Here is a 16,683-nt window from a genome sequence, read left to right as displayed (position 1 = left end):
GTGCTGCTGGCCACACTTGGCGCCACGGTCCCTGCGTTGAACGCCTGTCGGGACAGCGCACCGACCGCGGTCACGCCGCCATCGACAGGTGGTCCGAAGATCAGCAGCCTCATCGCTTCACCGGCGTCGTTGAACCTGCAGGCCGGTCAGGAGCGCAGCATCGTCGTTGAAGCACGTGACAGCACGGGACAGGTGGTCGCGAACCCACCGATCGCGTGGCGAAGCGATGCGCCGGCGACGGCTACGGTGGACGCGTCGGGTGTGATACGCGCAGTCGCGCCCGGTACGGCGCGGATCACGGCCACATCGGGCTCGCAGAACGCGCTCGTGCAAGTCGGCGTGAGCGGCGCGGCACCGGGCATCACCCAATGGCGCATCGCACGCCCGGGGGTTTCCGATGTCACCATACTCGGCCTCTGGGATGACGGCGCGGGGAGCAGCTACGCCGTGGGTCAGAACGGAATCATGCTGCGGTCGCGCGCGAACGGTCCGTGGGAAGTGATCTCGCTCAACACCACAGAAACCTTGACCGGCGTCTGGGGCTCATCACCCACGGATATCTGGATCGTCGGGGCGGGCGGCGTACTGTATCGCGGGAATGGTGTGAGCTTCGCGCCGGTATCGAGCGGCACGACCGTGACGCTCCTCGAAGTGTGGGGGCTCGCCGCGAACGATGTGTACATTGCCGGTGATCGCGGCACGATTCTGCATTTCGACGGCACGGCGTGGAGTCAGCAGCCCACACCGGTAACCGACGACCTGTGGGGCATCTGGGGCGCGAACGGCACGAATGTGTTCGTGGTCGGCAACAGCGGCGTGATCCTGCGTTCGAACGGCACGACGTGGCAGCGCATGTCCAACCCGAGCGCAAATCCGCTGTTCGATGTGTGGGGCACGAGTGTCGGCAACGTATTCGCCGTCGGCATCTTCGGCACCATTCTGCGCTTCGACGGCGTAGGGTGGACGACGATGACGGCACCTGGGCGTGCAAATTTGTTTGCCATGCGTGGTCGCGCGTTCAACGATCTCTACGCGGTCGGCAACGGTGGCGCGACGTATCATTTCGACGGCGTCACGTGGCGCGCACTGTCGATTGGATCGGGACAAAACCTGCGAGCCATCGCTGCGCGTGGCGACGGTACAGTGCGGATGGCCGGCTGGTGGGGCACCGTGATCACCCTGCGTGGTACCGGCGCGGCGGCGGCCGCTACCACCGAGTTGTCTGATCCCTCCCTGCTCTCAGTGTATGGAGCGAGCGGGAACGGTGGCGGCAATATGTTCGCCGTGGGCTTCGGCGGCGCGGTGTATCGTCGTGCCGGCACATCATGGTTGCAGGAGCCAGTGCCATCGGTGAACGATCTGTACGGCATCAGCGGCAACGGACCGAGCGACATTGTCGCGGTCGGTGACACCGGCTCGGTGCTGCGCTTCAACGGCGACGTCTGGTCGCGCGAAACGGCGCCCACCACGTTCCTGCTGCGCGCCGTGTGGAGCGGTGGGGGACAGCATGTCATCGTGGGCGAGAACGGGACCATTCTCCGCTCCAACGGCGCCGGATGGTCCCCGCAGCAAAGTGGCACGCAGCGATTTCTGCGGGCCGTGTGGGGTACCGATCCGGCGAACGTGTACGCCGTGGGGGATGTCGGAACGGTGCTCCGCTTCGACGGCGGGCGATGGCAGTCGTTGATCGTACCCTCCACCAGCCGACTGCGCGCCGTGTGGGGTACCAGCGCGAATGACGTGTTCGTGGTAGGCGATTCGGGAACCGCGCTGAGGTACGACGGAGTAGCGTGGGAGCGATTCCCAGCGCCGACCAGCCGCACCCTGCGCGCACTGTGGGGTCGCAGCCCGACCGAGGTATACGCCGCTGGCGACAGCGGCACGGTGCTGCGTTTCACCGGCGCGGGGTGGCAAACGTTGACCACCCCGGCGCGCGGCTTCATCTACGGCATGTTCGGCATCCCCAACAGCTCGGGGTTCGCGATGGTCGGCGAAGGGGCGCGAATCGTGGAAGGGCAGCCGTAGGCGTTCATCGCGACTCGCGATAGCGCTCCAGATGCCGCAGGTGATGATCGCCGTGCCACGCGTACAGCGCGACCAGCTGATCGATCGTCATCGGGCCATTCTCCGGGTGCAGCAGGGTGCGCGCAAAATGCGCGGGCTCGAGCGACTGCAGCACCGCGACCAGCCTTTCATGAATAGCGGTGAACATCGTGAGCGAGACCAGCGGAGACACGAGCTCGCTGTCGGCCAGCATGACCCACGCATCCTGATCGTAGGGCTTGATGGTCGGCTCGTGTTCGGTCAACGCCAGCTTCACGCGGATGTACGCGTTGGCATGACTGTCTGCCATGTGATGCACGAGCTGCCGCACCGTCCAACCTCCCGGACGATACAGCGCGGCGTAGTCTAAGGCATCGAGACCGCTCATCGCCGCCGCCAAATGGCCGGGCTGCGCGGCGATCCGCGCGATGTGCACGGCCCGCTGGTGGTCGGAACACTCCGCTGGTCGCTCAAAACGACCGATGGGATAGCGCTGCGCATCAGTGGCGACGTCAGACGAGCCGGACATTGAGAAACTCCGATGGAAGGCAGAGGTAGGCACTGTCACCGGCTGCGCAGGAATCGTGTCAGTTGACGGAGCGACGCCCTGCGATGCTGCGGTACACGAACAGTAGCACGACGGCTCCCACGACGGCGGCGATGAGTCCGGCCGCCTCGCCCGGCTGGTACCAGCCAACGGTGCGACCCAGGAAAGTGCCGAGCAGTGCGCCGGCCACACCGAGGAGCATGGTGATAAGGAGGCCGCCCGGATCACGGCCCGGCATGATAGCCTTGGCGAGTGCGCCGGCGATAAGTCCGATGATAGCGGTCCATAGCAGTGACATCGTGATAACTCCGAGACAGGATTCGATGTGCGACGAGTGACAACGACGGCTCCCGCACTCTTTGCACGTCCGGTGCCACGACCGCTGCGGCCTTTCACCGTGCGTCGGGAACCCTCTACACCGTGTCAGTTCCCGGCATGGTCACCGGTGCGCCCTGGTCCTGCCAGCCCCGCCATCCACCGATCACCGAATGCACGTTGGTGTAACCCATCTGCTGCAACGAGTCGGCTGACAGAATGGAGCGAAAGCCGCCGCCGCAATACAGGTACAACGGCGTGGCGGGGTCGGGGACGAGCTTTTCGATATCACGCTCGATCACACCGCGCGCCACATGGGTGGCCTTCGCCGCATGTCCGGCGTTCCATTCGCGATCTTCGCGCACATCGATCAACACAGCGGCGGTGTTGGCCTGGAGCGCGGCAAGCGCGTCGGGAATCGACACTTCATGCACGTTCGGGCGACGGCCCTCGACGTGGGCGAGAAATCCGGGAGAGTGGTCCATGCCTCAAGGTGGCCTCGTACCTTCCGCATATCCAGCGCCGGCCCTACCATTTGGTCGCGATCGTCGCGCTTTGTCCCAGCCAGTGGACCACGGGACCTCGTCGAGTTCCGAAACAACCGCCTCCGGGAGCTGCCGTAATGGGAACGAAGGGACGCCTGTCGATCATGATGTTTCTCCAGTACTTCGTCTGGGGATCGTGGTTCGTCACCATGGGCACGTATCTCGGGCAAACGCTGCACTTCACCGACACCCAGATCGGTGCCGCCTACGGCGCGACGGCGATCGCCGCCATCGTGTCGCCGTTCTTCATGGGCATGGTGGCCGATCGGTTCTTCGCGAGCGAGAAGCTGCTGGCGGCGCTGCATCTCATCGGTGCAGTGTTCATGTACCTGCTGTCGCAGCAAACCGAATGGAGCAGGTTTTATCCGCTGCTGCTGGCCTATGCGTTCTGCTACATGCCCACGCTATCGCTCACCAACTCGATTTCGCTGCACAACGTGGAGGACTCCACGCGCGATTTCCCGATGATTCGCGTGTTCGGTACGATCGGCTGGATCGTGGCCTCCGGCATTCTCGTCGGGTTCGTGTTGCACGCCGACAAGCTGGCGGTGCCGATGCAGATATCGGCCGCCGGCTCGGTCGCCTTGGGCCTGTTCGCGTTCCTGCTCCCGCACACCCCACCACGCGCCGCCGGCGCGCCATTCAGCGTGCGTGATGCCATCGGCCTCGATGCCTTGCAGCTGCTGAAGCGTCCCGACTTCGCGGTCTTCATACTCGGCTCGTTCCTGCTGTGCATTCCGCTGCAGTTCTACTATGCGTTCGCCAACCCGTTCATGAACGAGATCGGCGTGCCGAACGCGGCGGGCATCATGTCCTTTGGCCAGGCGTCCGAGGTGGGCTTCATGCTCCTCCTTCCCTTCGCGCTGCGCAAGCTCGGCATCAAGTGGATCATGCTGGTCGGCATGCTGGCGTGGGGCCTACGGTACTTCGCCTTCAGCCGCGGCGACGCAGGCGCGGGCATGTGGCTCATTTATACGGGCATTCTGTTGCACGGTGTGTCCTACGACTTCTTCTTCGTGGCGGGGCAGATTTACACCGACGAAGTGGCCGGGCCCAAAGTGCGCGCCGCCGCGCAGGGTTTCCTGAACCTCGTCACGAATGGCGTGGGATATTTCGTGGGCGCATCGGTGTCGGGCAGTGTCGTGAACCGATACGCCAGCAACACCGCTGGCGTGGCCGCGCACGACTGGATGCAGGTGTGGCAGGTGGCGGCCATCGGAGCCGTCGCGGTGTTCGCCGTGTTCCTGGTGCTCTTCCGTCCGTCCGCCGGTATCGACCGCGTGGCGGCGGCCGCGTACTGAGGCCGCCCATGACGCCGCCACCGTTGGTACCACCGTTGGTGGAAGCCTGCTGTGATTCTGTACACACCGCGCGCGCGGCCCAGGAATACGGTGCCGGCCGCGTGGAACTCTGCGGCCCAGGAGACGGTGGCACCACGCCGTCGCTCGGCCTGATCGTGCGCTGTCGGGATGAACTCACCATCCCACTGCATGTGATGATCCGTCCGCATGCGAACAACTTCCTCTACGACGAAGACGACGTGGACGTGATGTGTAACGACATCGTGGCCGCGAAATCGCTTGGGGTGAACGGGATCGTACTCGGTCCGCTGCACAGCGACAACACGGTCGACGCGCGCCAGCTCGCCGAGTTCGTGACGTTGGCGCGCCCGATGAAGGTTGCCTTTCATCGGGCGTTCGATCGCACGCCAGACGCGCTCGAGGCGCTCACCGTCGTGCTGACGATTGGCGTCGATTACATCCTGACCTCGGGGCACAGCCGCACCGCGCTCGATGGGGCGTCGAACCTGCAGGTCTTACAAGCGAGGGCCGGCGATCGACTGGTTGTGATGGCCGGCGGTAACGTCCGCGCCGACAACGTGCATCACATTGTCGAGCAGAGTCACGTGCGCGAGGTTCATGCGCGCGCGACCGAGCCCACGATCGTTCGAGATATTGTGCTGGCGTTCGACGCATCGCAGAGTAAGGGGTGAGGGGTCGGGGGTACGGGGACTCCCTATCCCGTACTCCCGACCCCTTACTCCGCAGTGATGCCCTCCGTCTTGCTTCAAAGGCGCTACATGCGTTTGCTGAGGCTAGCCGCCCTGCTCTCTCTGCCCACCACCGCGCGCTCGGTGCCCTCTGACAGCAGCACGTACGCGATCATTCCGCGACCCGTGGTGCTCACGCCGAAGCGTGGCGCATTCACGCTCACCGCAGCGGCGACGAAGCGGGCAAGGCACACATGGCGCGGCATGGCCGGCGGCATCGCTGGGGCCAAGGCCAATCACGATGTCGTGATGGCGCCGGGCAGTCATACCTACTTCGACCACTACCAGTCGCGCGACGAGCCGAAGGAGTCCTTGGCGATCGGCGGCTTTACACCGATCGACGGTGTCTATGCCTTCGAGCCCGTACCGCCACAGCTGTCGGCTAACGAAGCCAAGCACTTACTCGGCGCGCAGGCGCAACTGTGGGCGGAGTACATGCCGAACGCCAAGCATGCGGAGTACACGGCCTACCCACGAATGGATGCCCGGTCGAAAGTGCTCTGGAGCGCGAAGGCGCGTCGCGATTTCGCAGACATCATTGGGCGACTGCCTACATACCTTACGAGATTCGACGCGCTTGATGTGAACAATCGAACTATAACGGCGAAGTAGGGGGTGAGGAGTATGGAGTCGGGAGTACCCCGTACTCCCGACTCCTTACTTCTCGCGGTCCTTACCGCGGCCTCCACGTGCCCTGCGCCACCTGCGGGATAAACTTGTCGAGATTGCGGGGAGGGAATTCAATAGTCTTGCCCTGCTCCGCGCTCATGTAGGCCGTCATCAGCAACTTCACGACATCGAGTCCATCATGCCACGTGAGCGCCGGCTTTTCCTTGCCCAGGAAGGCACGCACGAAATGGCGGTCCTCCGCCTCGTAACCATAGGCGATCGCTTCGTTCACCACGACAGGCATTTGCCCCGTTTCGGCCATCTGCTTCTCGACGATATCCTCGCCCGTTTTCCCCTTCACGGCGCGCGAGAAGAACAGATCGAGCCCCGATTCGAGCGAGTTCCACTTCATCGAGTATTCGGGGCCAAGCAGTTCTGCGCTGAGTCGCAGACCGGGGCCGACAAAGCTCCAACTGGTGGTGGCTTCACCGATCGCCATGCCGCCGTCTGGTGTCTCGAACTCGATCGTCACACTGGCGAAGTCTTCCGACGGTTTCTTCGAATAATCGACGCCCATCGTCTTCTTGAGCTGCGCTGCGTACTCCTTGCGCGACCACTTGAGTGACGCGATGTGGCCCGTCACGCGCTTCGGCACCAGCGTAGTGAGCGACTCGCCCGGCGGCGTGAGCAGCTGCCGCACCACCAGCACCGAATGACACATCATGTCGTTCAGTACGCCGCCGCCCTGCTGCTCGCCGTTCCAGAACCACGGACCGTGCGGGCCGCTGTGCTCTTCGGCGGCGCGCGCGAGATATGGCCGACCCGTGTTCGCGGCCCCACGCTTCCAGATCAGGTTGTGGCCAACGCTGACCTGCGGTGAGAAGTACTGATTCTCGAGATAGCCGTGCATGATGCCGGCCTTCTCCACCAGCTTGAGAATGTGCTTCGCCTCGGCCACGGTACGACCGAGCGGCTTCTCGCAGGCGATACCCTTGAGCGTCGCCTTGCCCGACGTTACGGCCGCACAGACTTCCTCGACGTTTTCGATGCGCGCGTGATTGGGCCCGTTCAACCAGATCGCGTCGATGTTGGGATCGCACACCATCTCGGTGATCGACTTGTAGGCCTTGCATTCGCCAACGTCGAGCTCACGTGCATACTTCGCGGCTGAGGCGGCGTTCTTCGCGTTCGGACTCCACACGCCGAGCACGTCGGCGTCGCGTACCTGCCGAAAACCCTGCATGTGAAAACGCGCGTTGAATCCGGATCCGATGAAACCGATACCAAGGCGAGGAGAAGACATTACGGGTGTGATGGGTGGATGGTATCCGACGTCGCAGCCACGCGCTTGCGCTCTTGTTCCACCAGCAGCCGACGCAGAATCTTCCCGGATGGCGACTTCGGAATCGCATCGACGAACTCGACCTGACGCACTTTTTTGTACGACGACACTCGCTCGGCGATGAATGCCATCACCTGTTCGGCGGTGAGCGGCGAGCGGAGCACCACAAAGGCTTTCGGGATCTCGCCGGCATCGGGATCCGGCACCGGAATCACGGCGGCATCCGCGATGCCAGGATGTCCCAGCAGTAGCGCTTCGAGTTCGGCCGGCGCGACCTGCAGTCCCTTGTACTTGATCAGCTCCTTCACGCGATCCACGATCTGGTACCAGCCCTGCTCATCGACAACAGCGATGTCGCCCGTCTTGAACCAGCCGTCGTCGGTCATGCTGGCGGCGGTAGCCTCGGGCTTGTTGAAGTACCCCTTCATGACCTGTGGGCCGCGCATCCAAAGCTCGCCGGGTTCGCCGGGGGCGCAATCGTGACCGGTGGCCGGATCGACCAACCGACACTCGGTGTTCGGCGCCGACGGGCCCACCGACTGGAGCACCACCCGACGGTCGTCCATCGGATGAAAGTGCGTGACCGGACTGGTCTCGGTGAGACCGTACCCCTGACGCACCGTTATTCCCAGCCGCGTCTGGCACGCCGATGCGAGCTCTGCACCGAGTGGCGCGGCACCGCTGAACAGATACTTGAGATGTGACAGGTCGTAGTTTGCCACGATCGGATGCTTCGCCAACGCCAGCAGGATCGGCGGCACGACGTTCGCCATGCGGACCTTGTGGTCCTGAAGCACCCTGAGCACCTGCTCGAGATCGAAGCGCGGCAGCGACACGATGCACGCACCCTGACGCAGCGCACCGCCCATGACCACGACCATGCCATAGATGTGGAAGAACGGCAGCACGCCGAGCACGCGGCTGTCGCTGTCGATCACCTCGGTGATGGCCTGCATCTGGAGCAGATTCGCGACGATGTTCCGATGTGTGAGCATGACCCCTTTCGGGATGCCCGACGTGCCGCTGGAGTACGGCAGTGCAGCGACATCGACTGCGGGGTCGATCTCGACGATCGGAGGTGTGTTACCGTGCGCGAACAGCTCGCGATAGGGTGTCGCGCCGTCGGCCTCACCGAACACGATGATTTCCCGCACGGTGCTGGCGAGTCGCGCCGCGGCCGCGCACTTCTCGAACAGCTCGGGGATCGTGACGATCATCAGCGCTTCGCTGTCGGCGAACTGCGCACCGATTTCTTCCGCCGTGGCGATTGGATTCACCGTGGAGCAGATCGCGCCGATCGATGCGGCGGCATAGAACACGACAGGAAAATCCGGAAGATTCGGACTCACGAGCCCGACGACATCGCCCTTCCGAATGCCGTGCGCATGCAGACCAGCCGCCACGTGATGCACGGCGTCGGCCAGCTGCGCGTAGGTGTAGCTCTTTCCCGTGACACCGCAAATGATCGCGAGGTGATCGGGGAACTCCGACACGCGCCCGAGCACAAAGGGCACCAGCGGGGTGTCGGGAATGTCGACGTCGGGATGCGGACTACGAAGGATCGTTGCTTCAGCCATGAACGGCTCCGGCAGGCAGGGGGACGGAGATGCGTCTGGCGAAGCTACAGCGTTGAGCGACGATCACAAGCCGACATTTCATTCCGCCGACTGGATCAGTACTTCAGCATCGCGGCGGCGCTCGCCCGGACCGACGCCAGGGGATCGGTGGGCTGGTCATGTTCGATGAACCAGTGTTTCAGACCGAGCTTGCGACCCTCCGCCAACAGGGTCTTGAAGTCGATCGTACCGGCGCCGACGTCGAGCATGGTCCGCTCGGGCGCCGCGCTGGCGTCCTTCACGTGACAGCAGATCACGCGACCGGAATGCTTTGTCATGATCGCCAGCGGATCGTGCCCCGCCTTCACCGCCCAGTACATATCGAGCTCGAGTTTCACCAGCGCAGCGTCGGTCTGCGACGAGAGTATGTCGTAGCCTGTCGTGCCATCGACCGGCGCGAACTCGAAGTCATGATTGTGATACGCGAACTGAAGCCCGGCGGTCTTGGCCTGCTGCGCGCCGGTGTTGAGCCGCTCGGTGAGACGCATCCAATTGTCGCGGGTGCCGCGATACGTGTTGCCGACGAACGGGACGATCACGATCTCGTGTCCCATCCCCTTGGCGCGATCGAAGATCGCGGGCCACCCATCATCGGTGGCGGGCAGCGCTTCGTGGGTGGCGGGGGCGGTGAGTCCGTGTTTCTTCAGCAACTCGGTCCACCACGCCGGCGACTTGTTGTAGTAGCCCGCAAATTCGAGCTCGGTGATCCCGGCGGCAGCAACGGCCGCGATGGTGCCCTCGATATCCTTCGACAGCGCATTGCGAACCGTGTACAATTGCAATCCGATCCGACCGATGCGGCGACGCTCCTCATCGTCACTCGACGTCGCATACGCCAGCGCGGGCAACAGGGCGCTGCCAGCCACACCGGCGGCGAGCAGCCGCAGCACCTCACGACGCGAGAGCGCCGACTCGCTGAAGGAAGACGGTTGCATGTTCAGATTGCTCCGTTGGCGAGATGTGTGAGGGAATCTCCCGTCACGCGATACACGGTCCATTCATCTTGCGGGCGCGCGCCGAGTTTCTCGTAAAAACCGATCGCATCCGCATTCCAGTCGAGCACCGACCACTCCAGGCGTCCGCAATCGCGCGCCACGGCCAGCTGGGCGAGATACTGCAACAGCGCCTTGCCGATGCGGTGTCCGCGAAATTCCGGCCGCACATACAGATCTTCGAGATAAATCCCGGGGCGCGCCAGAAAGGTCGAGAAGTTGTGAAAGAACAGCGCAAAACCGGCCGATTCGCCGTCCCACACGGCCATGACCACTTCGGCGTAGGGGCGTTCACCAAACAGGGCGGCATCGAGCAGCGCGTCGGTCGCGATACACTCGTGACGCAGCTTCTCGTAGTCGGCCAGTCCCTCAATCAGCTCGCGAATCACGGGAACATCCGCCCGCGTGGCGGCGCGCAGTACCAGCGACATCAGCCGCGTCTCCGTTACTTCGAGGAAGTGGCCGGTAGCGCGAGGCGCGCCGCGATACGCGCGATACGCTTACGGTTCACGCCGAGATCACTCTCGCCGACACGTGACGCCGAGCGAAAACGATACACATGCGCGACCGGATCGACCACGATGTCGACGTCGTCGACGAAGCGGAACAGGAAGCTCGTACACTCCGCGTGCAGATGGCCATCACGTTCGACGGTGAGCTTCGTGCGCGGCTCGGCAAGCAGCGCAATCCTGGCCCGCGCCAGGGCCGCGACCGGCGCATCGGTGAACGGTACCGTGGGCACGCGTTGCGATTCGCGCGTGGCTTCGGTGGACACGCAGTTCGGCGACCCGGGACAGGGCGGTAGCGTAGTGTCGGCACTATTCTGCATGAGCGGATTCGAATGAAACGTGGCGAGTGAGGCGATGATCACGAGGCGCATCATCGTTTCACGAAGGTCCACTTCCTGGTGGACCGTGTGAGAATGGCATCGTACTCGCGCGTGCGTACGCGCACTTCCGGTAACACATCGATCGCGAGATGGGCCAACATCAACTCCGTGAGCAGAGGCGCGGAGACTTCACTGCTTTCGAGGGTGTACGTGCTTCCACCCACCGGGATGGAGACCACGCGCATTTTCGGCGAGCTCGCCGTGTGTCCCAGCTCGCGCATGCCATCGGACGTCAGCTGAATGAGCGAGTCGCCGCCGATCACGGCGCGTTCGGGCGTGTTGGCCGAGGGAACGAACCACACCTCGATGAATTTCTTCTGCGTCAGCGTGACCGGCACGAACTGGCCCAGACCGTTTCCCGGTGTGGTGGCGGAGAGACCGCGCAGCAGCGCGCGCGCCATGCCGCTGGCCAAGACCGTGTCGACCGGATCGCGCACTACAATGCCGCGGCGCGAGTTGGGTGTCGGTCCAGGGTTGCGCAGAGCGAACTGCACCTTCACCCGTATGCCCGGCGGGGTGTCGGTGAGTTCGCCGAAGATGCCGCGCCATTCGTTGTTCTGCTTGATACAGGTGAGCGACCAGCCGCGCTCCACGGCACCGAGTGCCCCGGCGCGCAGCGCATTCACGGTGGCCTCGAGACAGCGCAGGTAGCCGAGTACGTTTACCGCGCGGGACTCGCGCTCGGCGAAGATGCCTTCGAAGGTGGTGGGCGCCTTGGTAAAGTCCGGCAGCTTCTGCGTCTGCGTCTGCGTGGGCGTGGGCGGCGGCGGCGGTGTGGTGGTCTTCGGCTTCGCGGAGCCAGACGGTTGCGCCGGCAACACGGAGGCAGCAGCCCAGACGGCGCTCAGCGCGAGCGCCTGCGCAAGGCGACGGACAACGGCAGTCATGACGGCGGGCTGGAGAATCGGCATTGCGTGAGTAATCTAGCCACCCGAGCCGACGCACTGTCGTACTCGTTGGGTCCCGTGCAGCACACACGCCGGTGCCAGGTCAGCATCCATCGCTTTAACGCCTACGCCGCCGCAGCCTGAGGCGTCATCCCCGCCTTCCGCAGCACGGCCGACGCTTCGAGCCCCGTTAGCGTCTCGTGCTCGAGCAAGGCGTCGGCCAGCGCCTCCAGCGCCCCGCGACGTTCGCGAAACATCTGCAGCACGTCATTGTACGCGCACGCCAGGATCTCGCGCACATCGGTGTCCATGTTGGAGTGCATGGTGCCGCTCACCGGCCCGGAGTCGGGATCGAAGGTGATCAACCCCGTCGATGGCCCCATCCCCAGCTTGTAGACCATCTGCTTGCCGATGCGCGTGGCCTGCTGCAGGTCGCTGCTGGCTCCGCTCGTGACCGCGGCGCTTCCGTATACCAACTCCTCGGCGGCGCGTCCGCCGAGTGCCTTGCGGATCTGCCCCTCGAGGTAGTGGCGCGCGTGCAGGTGCAACTCGGCGTCGGGCTGAAAAAAGGCGACCCCCAGCGCGGTGCCGCGCGGCTGGATCGTGACCTTATGCAGCGGGTCGGTGGGACAATAGACCAGGCCGGCCAGCGCGTGCCCCGCCTCGTGCAATGCGATCAGACGCTGCTCGGCGTGTGAAACGACGAAGCCCTCGCGCGCGCGACCGAGGAGAACCCGGTCCCGCGCTTCCTCCATGTGCGACCAGGCCACCGAGCTCGCGCCGGTCTTCACGGCAAGCAGCGCCGCCTCGTTGAGCAGCCCTTCCAGATCGGCACCGCTCGCCCCTGGCATGAGGCGCGCCAAGCGCCCCATCTCGACATCGGCGGCGAGCGGCATCTGCCGCTTGGAGGCGTGCAGCGACAGGATCTCGGCGCGCTCGTCAACGCTGGGCAGCGCCACCGTAACCGAACGGTCGAAGCGTCCCTTGCGGAGGAGTGCCGGGTCGAGGTCGGCGGCGCGGTTCGTTGCCGCCACCACCACGATCCCCGAGGACGCGCTGAAGCCGTCCAGCTCGACCAGGAACTGATTCAGCGTACGGTCGTCCTCCGGGTGCCCACCGGTGCGCCCGCGTCGGCCGCCCAACGAATCGATCTCGTCGATGAAGATGACACCGCCCCCGGCCTTGCGTGCTTTGCGAAAGAGCGCCTTCACGCGCATGGTCCCGAGTCCCACGAACATCCCCGAGAAATCCGGCCCCGACATGGCGAAGAAGTTCGTGCCAGCCTCCCCCGCCAGCGCCCTGGCCATCAAGGTCTTCCCTGTGCCCGGTGGACCCTCGAGCAGGATACCCTTCGGCACCTTGGCCCCCATCCCGACAAAACGTTTCGAATCGCGCAAGAAGTCGACCACCTCACGCAGATCGGCGAGCGCGGCCGAATTGCCTGCCACGTCGGCGAAGGTGGTGCGGGTCCCGGAGAACTTGCCGGAGCCGACGTCGAAGTCACCGCCGCCGGCCGGCGACTGTCGCACGTATTGCGCATAGAGGACGAAGCCGACGCCGGTTGCGACGAGCAGGGTGACGAGGAGTGTGATCGCTTGCGAGCGATCCGGCGGGGGAGCGGCAAAGCCTACGGCGACGTTCGCGTTGGTGGCCGCCGCCACCAGCGCAGTCCCCTGGCCTGGGCCGTATTCGACGCGGATCTCGCGCGTTCCCGACGCCTTTGGCGCCACCAGCCACCCGCGCAACGCCGCACCAGGCCGGATCACGATCGAATCGACCTGGTGCGCCGACATCGCCGACAGCAGCTCGCTGTAGCGCATGGCGATCGGCGCCGGCGACTGCGAGGTAGGCGCGTTGTACGCGCGGGCGACGATGGCAAGGGCGGCAACGACGACGAGCGCGGCGGCGGTCCAGCGTGCAACGGGCGAACGGAAGGGAGCGAAACGCATCGGAAACCAGCAGCGAGGAGAAGGGGGTCTACAGACCGACTCGCTGGGGCGGCAGTTGTAACGGTACCTTGGCGACGCGCATCACTGACGCGGTCGAAATGAGAGGCTATCGAGAACGCGCCAAGCTGTTCTTCGCGGGCCTTCGCGATCTTCGCGGACTTCGCGCGAACCGCAGTGCGTGCGGCTGCCTCGGAGCGGTCGGAGAGCCGGCTGGTTCGCGCGAAGCTCGCGGAGCACGCGGAGCACGCGAAGAGACGCGAAGAACAGCAAAAGTATCGATCGCCTACGCCCCGCGGCCGTGCGTGACATCCGGCGACCAAGCTTCACCCAGCAGCACGCGCACCGCCGCATAATCCCGATCAAGCGCCGCCGCGACCACTGCACGCCCGCTGAGGGCCCCGATCACGTTGCCGGTACCCGAGTACCCTCCCAGCGCCCAGACGCCCTCACGGACCTGCTCCACCACCGGCAACCCACTCTCCGTGTACCCGGCGCTCGCCGCCCAGCGGTGAGTAATCGGAGCCACAACCTGCAGGCGCGTGCGCACGAACGCTTCGAGCATCGTTTGCACCGTATCGGTGGGCGTGGCGTCGTACGTCCACTCACTCGGCCCGCCCTGATCGCGGAAGCCGCCGATCGCGATCGAACCATCCGGCAACTGTTGCCAGTACTCGTGTCCGTCGCGGTAGTACATCGGACACGGCACCGTGATTTCCGTGGTCGGCGCCGTCGCCAGCATCGGCAAGCGCGCGGTGCGAACGCGGCCAGCCAGCTCGGGCAGCAACACTTCCAGCCATCCATCGATGGCCACGATCACGCGATGGCAATGCGCGGTACCTTGCGCGGTCTCCACGCGCGTGCCCTGCACCGCTGTGACTGGTGAGCGAGAGAACAACCGCGCGCCGTTCGCGACGGCGAATGCGTGTTACAGGTGGTGCTCGGTTGTCGCGAGCGCACACGCGGGCCCGACACGTGAGCGCCCGCGCCGAAACCCACCTCGCGTCGCCACGTACGATACGCCATGTCTCCCCTTCTCACGCTGACGCGCTCGTACTACGCGGGCGCTCTGGTTCAGCCACCGCACGCGCACGACGCGCTGCAAATCTCGATGTTGCTCACGGGCCGCGTCGAGGAAACGGTGGGAGGCACGACGCATGAGGCAGCACCACTGCACGTCGCGGTGAAAGACGCCGGGCTCGAGCACGCCAACCGATGGGCCTTAGGAGGCGCTACGCTGCTTCGACTCGAGGCGCGGGGGGCGAGCCTGGGGTCGCTCACCGGCCATGCTGCCGCCCCAGCCTGGCGCTGGCGCTTTGATCCCGTGGCGATTCGCGCCTTCCTGCGCCTCGCGGTCAATGTCCACCCTGAACGCGCGATAGAGGAGGATACGGACGGCCATGATCTGCTCGCGGCACTCGTCGCTGAGCCGCATGACACGCCGTGCCGGACGCCACCGCGATGGCTGACCGACGTGATCGAGCGACTAGTGGCCGAGTGGACGCCGACGCTCGATACGGGCGCGATCGCGGCGTGGGCTCACGTTCACCCCGTCTATCTGGCTCGCTGCGTGCGCCGCTGGTACGGCGTATCCGTGGGGGATTTGCTCCGCCGCGAACGGCTGCGGCACACCGTACAGCGACTCGCCAACAGCAGCGAGCGTATCGCGATGGTGGCCCATGCCAATGGCTTTGCCGACGAAGCGCATTGCACGCGTACGATACGGGACGCGTTGGGAGCCACGCCGGCGGCGCTTCGTCGCCAGCTGTGTGCGCCGGTAGCACCGCAGTCGACAGGCGTGCAGTTGGTTGCGCCGATTCAAGTGAGCGGCCGCACCGCCTGCTAGCGTGTCGGATGCACCGACACCTCGCCTTCTATACCATCCCGTTCACGGTCTCGCTCCTGAGCGCCACCGCCCTCGCTGCGCAGCCATCGTCGCGCCTGTCTGATACCGCGCTGGTACGTGCCGTCGACTCGCTCGTGCAGCACGCCATCGTGCGCGGGATCACACCCGGCTTCGGCCTCTCCGTCGTACGCAACGGTCACGTGCTGACGCTACAGGCCTATGGAATGGCGCAGGCGTCGCGCGGCATTCGCGTCACCGCGCAGACGCGCTGGTATCTCGCATCTACGTCCAAATCGCTCACCGGCTTCGCTATGGCGCTGTTGGCCGATCGCGGTACACTCCCATTCTCCACCAGCGTACGCGATGCGCTACCGGGCAGTACCTGGCATAGCGGGGTCGTGGTCGATTCGCTCACGATCGCACAACTGCTGTCGCACACGCACAACCTGACCGACAACGTGATCGTCGTGTCATCGGCGTTTACAGGAGCGATCCCCGAGCCGCAATGGCCCTCCCTGCTGCTCAGCGTGCCGGCGGCGAAACGCGCGGCGCTGATCTACAGCAACTTCGGTTACAACGTTGCCGGTATGATCCTCGACCGTCGCACACGCGGGGGGTGGCGTGCGTTTCTCGACTCCGCCGTGCTTCGCCCTGCCGGCATGCGGCATGCCACGGCGCGACTGTCGTCCGTACCTTCGGCGCTGCTCGCCATGCCACACGACTACGCGTCTGTGAGCTTCACGACCATGCTATTCGACAAGCGCGACCAGACCATGCACGCGGCCGGCGGGCATGTCGCCACGCTCGACGATATGGCCCGCTGGGTGCAGATCCACCTCGACAGCGGAGTGGTTGACGGTCAGCGCGTCTTTCCAGCGACGGCGGTACGTCTCGCGCACACGCTCATTGCTACGCACACCGAAAGTCGAGGCAAGCGATACGCCTACTTTGATCGCGAGGGCTGGAGTGCGGGGTGGGACATTGGCCGGTACGATGGAGAGCCGATGGTGAGTCGTTTCGGCGGATTCGCCACGATGCGCTCGCACCTGTCGTTTC

17 protein-coding genes are annotated in these 16,683 nt (G+C 64.9%); 6 read left to right on the top strand and 11 right to left on the bottom strand.

Going from position 1 to position 16,683, the window contains the following annotated elements:
* Window positions 1–2,025: Ig-like domain-containing protein (locus ACESNG_RS03385; RefSeq protein WP_373067824.1), on the top strand; the 2,025-nt coding region annotated here is incomplete at its 5' end.
* Between the two features lie 4 nt (window positions 2,026–2,029).
* Here the strand turns inward: ACESNG_RS03385 and ACESNG_RS03380 are convergent.
* The 3 genes from ACESNG_RS03380 to ACESNG_RS03370 all read right to left on the bottom strand — a co-directional run bounded on the left by ACESNG_RS03380 (window position 2,030) and on the right by ACESNG_RS03370 (window position 3,390).
* Window positions 2,030–2,572 carry a YfiT family bacillithiol transferase gene (locus ACESNG_RS03380; protein ID WP_373061110.1) on the bottom strand — a complete coding sequence of 181 codons (543 nt, stop codon included), beginning with the start codon at window positions 2,570–2,572 and terminating at the stop codon, window positions 2,030–2,032.
* Between the two features lie 58 nt (window positions 2,573–2,630).
* Complete coding sequence (locus ACESNG_RS03375; RefSeq protein ID WP_373061109.1) at window positions 2,631–2,888, bottom strand: GlsB/YeaQ/YmgE family stress response membrane protein; 258 nt, start codon at window positions 2,886–2,888, stop codon at window positions 2,631–2,633.
* Window positions 2,889–3,003: 115 nt separating this feature from the next.
* Complete coding sequence (locus tag ACESNG_RS03370; protein ID WP_373061108.1) at window positions 3,004–3,390, bottom strand: rhodanese-like domain-containing protein; 387 nt, start codon at window positions 3,388–3,390, stop codon at window positions 3,004–3,006.
* Between the two features lie 137 nt (window positions 3,391–3,527).
* On the opposite strand from ACESNG_RS03370, the gene ACESNG_RS03365 reads away from it, so the two are divergent.
* The 3 genes from ACESNG_RS03365 to ACESNG_RS03355 are packed head-to-tail and all read left to right on the top strand — an operon-like array spanning window position 3,528 to window position 6,112.
* The gene (locus ACESNG_RS03365) at window positions 3,528–4,751 is read left to right on the top strand and encodes a nucleoside permease (RefSeq protein WP_373061107.1); all 1,224 of its coding nucleotides are present in this window, start codon (window positions 3,528–3,530) and stop codon (window positions 4,749–4,751) included.
* Window positions 4,752–4,759: 8 nt separating this feature from the next.
* Window positions 4,760–5,443, top strand: coding sequence for a copper homeostasis protein CutC (locus tag ACESNG_RS03360; protein WP_373061106.1), 684 nt, complete (start codon window positions 4,760–4,762; stop codon window positions 5,441–5,443).
* A gap of 57 nt (window positions 5,444–5,500) precedes the next feature.
* Entirely contained in the window at window positions 5,501–6,112 is a 612-nt protein-coding gene (locus tag ACESNG_RS03355) for a family 20 glycosylhydrolase (protein WP_373067822.1), read from the top strand.
* Between the two features lie 61 nt (window positions 6,113–6,173).
* On the opposite strand, the gene ACESNG_RS03350 is transcribed toward ACESNG_RS03355, so the two are convergent.
* The 8 genes from ACESNG_RS03350 to ACESNG_RS03315 all read right to left on the bottom strand — a co-directional run bounded on the left by ACESNG_RS03350 (window position 6,174) and on the right by ACESNG_RS03315 (window position 14,652).
* The gene (locus ACESNG_RS03350; protein ID WP_373061104.1) at window positions 6,174–7,412 is read right to left on the bottom strand and encodes a Gfo/Idh/MocA family protein; all 1,239 of its coding nucleotides are present in this window, start codon (window positions 7,410–7,412) and stop codon (window positions 6,174–6,176) included.
* On the bottom strand, window positions 7,412–9,028 hold the full coding sequence (locus ACESNG_RS03345) for a 4-coumarate--CoA ligase family protein (protein WP_373067820.1): 1,617 nt from the start codon (window positions 9,026–9,028) through the stop codon (window positions 7,412–7,414). The genes ACESNG_RS03350 and ACESNG_RS03345 overlap by 1 nt, the downstream gene beginning before the upstream one ends.
* A gap of 95 nt (window positions 9,029–9,123) precedes the next feature.
* Entirely contained in the window at window positions 9,124–10,002 is an 879-nt protein-coding gene (locus tag ACESNG_RS03340; RefSeq protein ID WP_373061102.1) for a sugar phosphate isomerase/epimerase family protein, read from the bottom strand.
* Window positions 10,003–10,004: 2 nt separating this feature from the next.
* Window positions 10,005–10,490, bottom strand: coding sequence for an N-acetyltransferase family protein (locus tag ACESNG_RS03335; protein WP_373061101.1), 486 nt, complete (start codon window positions 10,488–10,490; stop codon window positions 10,005–10,007).
* A 14-nt stretch (window positions 10,491–10,504) separates the two neighbouring features.
* On the bottom strand, window positions 10,505–10,942 hold the full coding sequence (locus ACESNG_RS03330) for a DUF1499 domain-containing protein (protein ID WP_373061100.1): 438 nt from the start codon (window positions 10,940–10,942) through the stop codon (window positions 10,505–10,507).
* Entirely contained in the window at window positions 10,939–11,859 is a 921-nt protein-coding gene (locus ACESNG_RS03325; protein WP_373067818.1) for a hypothetical protein, read from the bottom strand. The genes ACESNG_RS03330 and ACESNG_RS03325 overlap by 4 nt, the downstream gene beginning before the upstream one ends.
* Before the next feature lie 101 nt (window positions 11,860–11,960).
* On the bottom strand, window positions 11,961–13,784 hold the full coding sequence (locus ACESNG_RS03320; protein ID WP_373067816.1) for an ATP-dependent metallopeptidase FtsH/Yme1/Tma family protein: 1,824 nt from the start codon (window positions 13,782–13,784) through the stop codon (window positions 11,961–11,963).
* A gap of 283 nt (window positions 13,785–14,067) precedes the next feature.
* A complete protein-coding gene (locus ACESNG_RS03315; RefSeq protein ID WP_373067814.1) occupies window positions 14,068–14,652 on the bottom strand; it encodes an NAD(P)/FAD-dependent oxidoreductase in 585 nt (194 codons plus the stop codon).
* A gap of 153 nt (window positions 14,653–14,805) precedes the next feature.
* On the opposite strand from ACESNG_RS03315, the gene ACESNG_RS03310 reads away from it, so the two are divergent.
* Together ACESNG_RS03310 and ACESNG_RS03305 are read left to right on the top strand one after the other, a co-directional pair.
* Entirely contained in the window at window positions 14,806–15,627 is an 822-nt protein-coding gene (locus ACESNG_RS03310) for a helix-turn-helix transcriptional regulator (RefSeq protein WP_373065388.1), read from the top strand.
* Between the two features lie 8 nt (window positions 15,628–15,635).
* The coding region (locus ACESNG_RS03305) for a serine hydrolase domain-containing protein (protein ID WP_373067812.1) at window positions 15,636–16,683 on the top strand (1,048 nt) is incomplete at its 3' end.

Origin of the sequence: Gemmatimonas sp. (assembly GCF_041689975.1) — a bacterium.
Taxonomy (GTDB): domain Bacteria; phylum Gemmatimonadota; class Gemmatimonadetes; order Gemmatimonadales; family Gemmatimonadaceae; genus Gemmatimonas.
The sequence above is the reverse complement of the archived record's forward strand: the minus strand, read 5'-3'. Positions and strand labels throughout refer to the sequence as shown.

Coding starts and splice junctions, on each gene's coding strand:
- ACESNG_RS03380 (WP_373061110.1), bottom strand. CDS start 2,572: ATGTCCGGCTCGTCTGACGTCGCCACTGATGCGCAGCGCTATCCCATC.
- ACESNG_RS03375 (WP_373061109.1), bottom strand. CDS start 2,888: ATGTCACTGCTATGGACCGCTATCATCGGACTTATCGCCGGCGCACTC.
- ACESNG_RS03370 (WP_373061108.1), bottom strand. CDS start 3,390: ATGGACCACTCTCCCGGATTTCTCGCCCACGTCGAGGGCCGTCGCCCG.
- ACESNG_RS03365 (WP_373061107.1), top strand. CDS start 3,528: ATGGGAACGAAGGGACGCCTGTCGATCATGATGTTTCTCCAGTACTTC.
- ACESNG_RS03360 (WP_373061106.1), top strand. CDS start 4,760: ATGACGCCGCCACCGTTGGTACCACCGTTGGTGGAAGCCTGCTGTGAT.
- ACESNG_RS03355 (WP_373067822.1), top strand. CDS start 5,501: ATGCCCTCCGTCTTGCTTCAAAGGCGCTACATGCGTTTGCTGAGGCTA.
- ACESNG_RS03350 (WP_373061104.1), bottom strand. CDS start 7,412: ATGTCTTCTCCTCGCCTTGGTATCGGTTTCATCGGATCCGGATTCAAC.
- ACESNG_RS03345 (WP_373067820.1), bottom strand. CDS start 9,028: ATGGCTGAAGCAACGATCCTTCGTAGTCCGCATCCCGACGTCGACATT.
- ACESNG_RS03340 (WP_373061102.1), bottom strand. CDS start 10,002: ATGCAACCGTCTTCCTTCAGCGAGTCGGCGCTCTCGCGTCGTGAGGTG.
- ACESNG_RS03335 (WP_373061101.1), bottom strand. CDS start 10,490: ATGTCGCTGGTACTGCGCGCCGCCACGCGGGCGGATGTTCCCGTGATT.
- ACESNG_RS03330 (WP_373061100.1), bottom strand. CDS start 10,942: ATGATGCGCCTCGTGATCATCGCCTCACTCGCCACGTTTCATTCGAAT.
- ACESNG_RS03325 (WP_373067818.1), bottom strand. CDS start 11,859: ATGCCGATTCTCCAGCCCGCCGTCATGACTGCCGTTGTCCGTCGCCTT.
- ACESNG_RS03320 (WP_373067816.1), bottom strand. CDS start 13,784: ATGCGTTTCGCTCCCTTCCGTTCGCCCGTTGCACGCTGGACCGCCGCC.
- ACESNG_RS03310 (WP_373065388.1), top strand. CDS start 14,806: ATGTCTCCCCTTCTCACGCTGACGCGCTCGTACTACGCGGGCGCTCTG.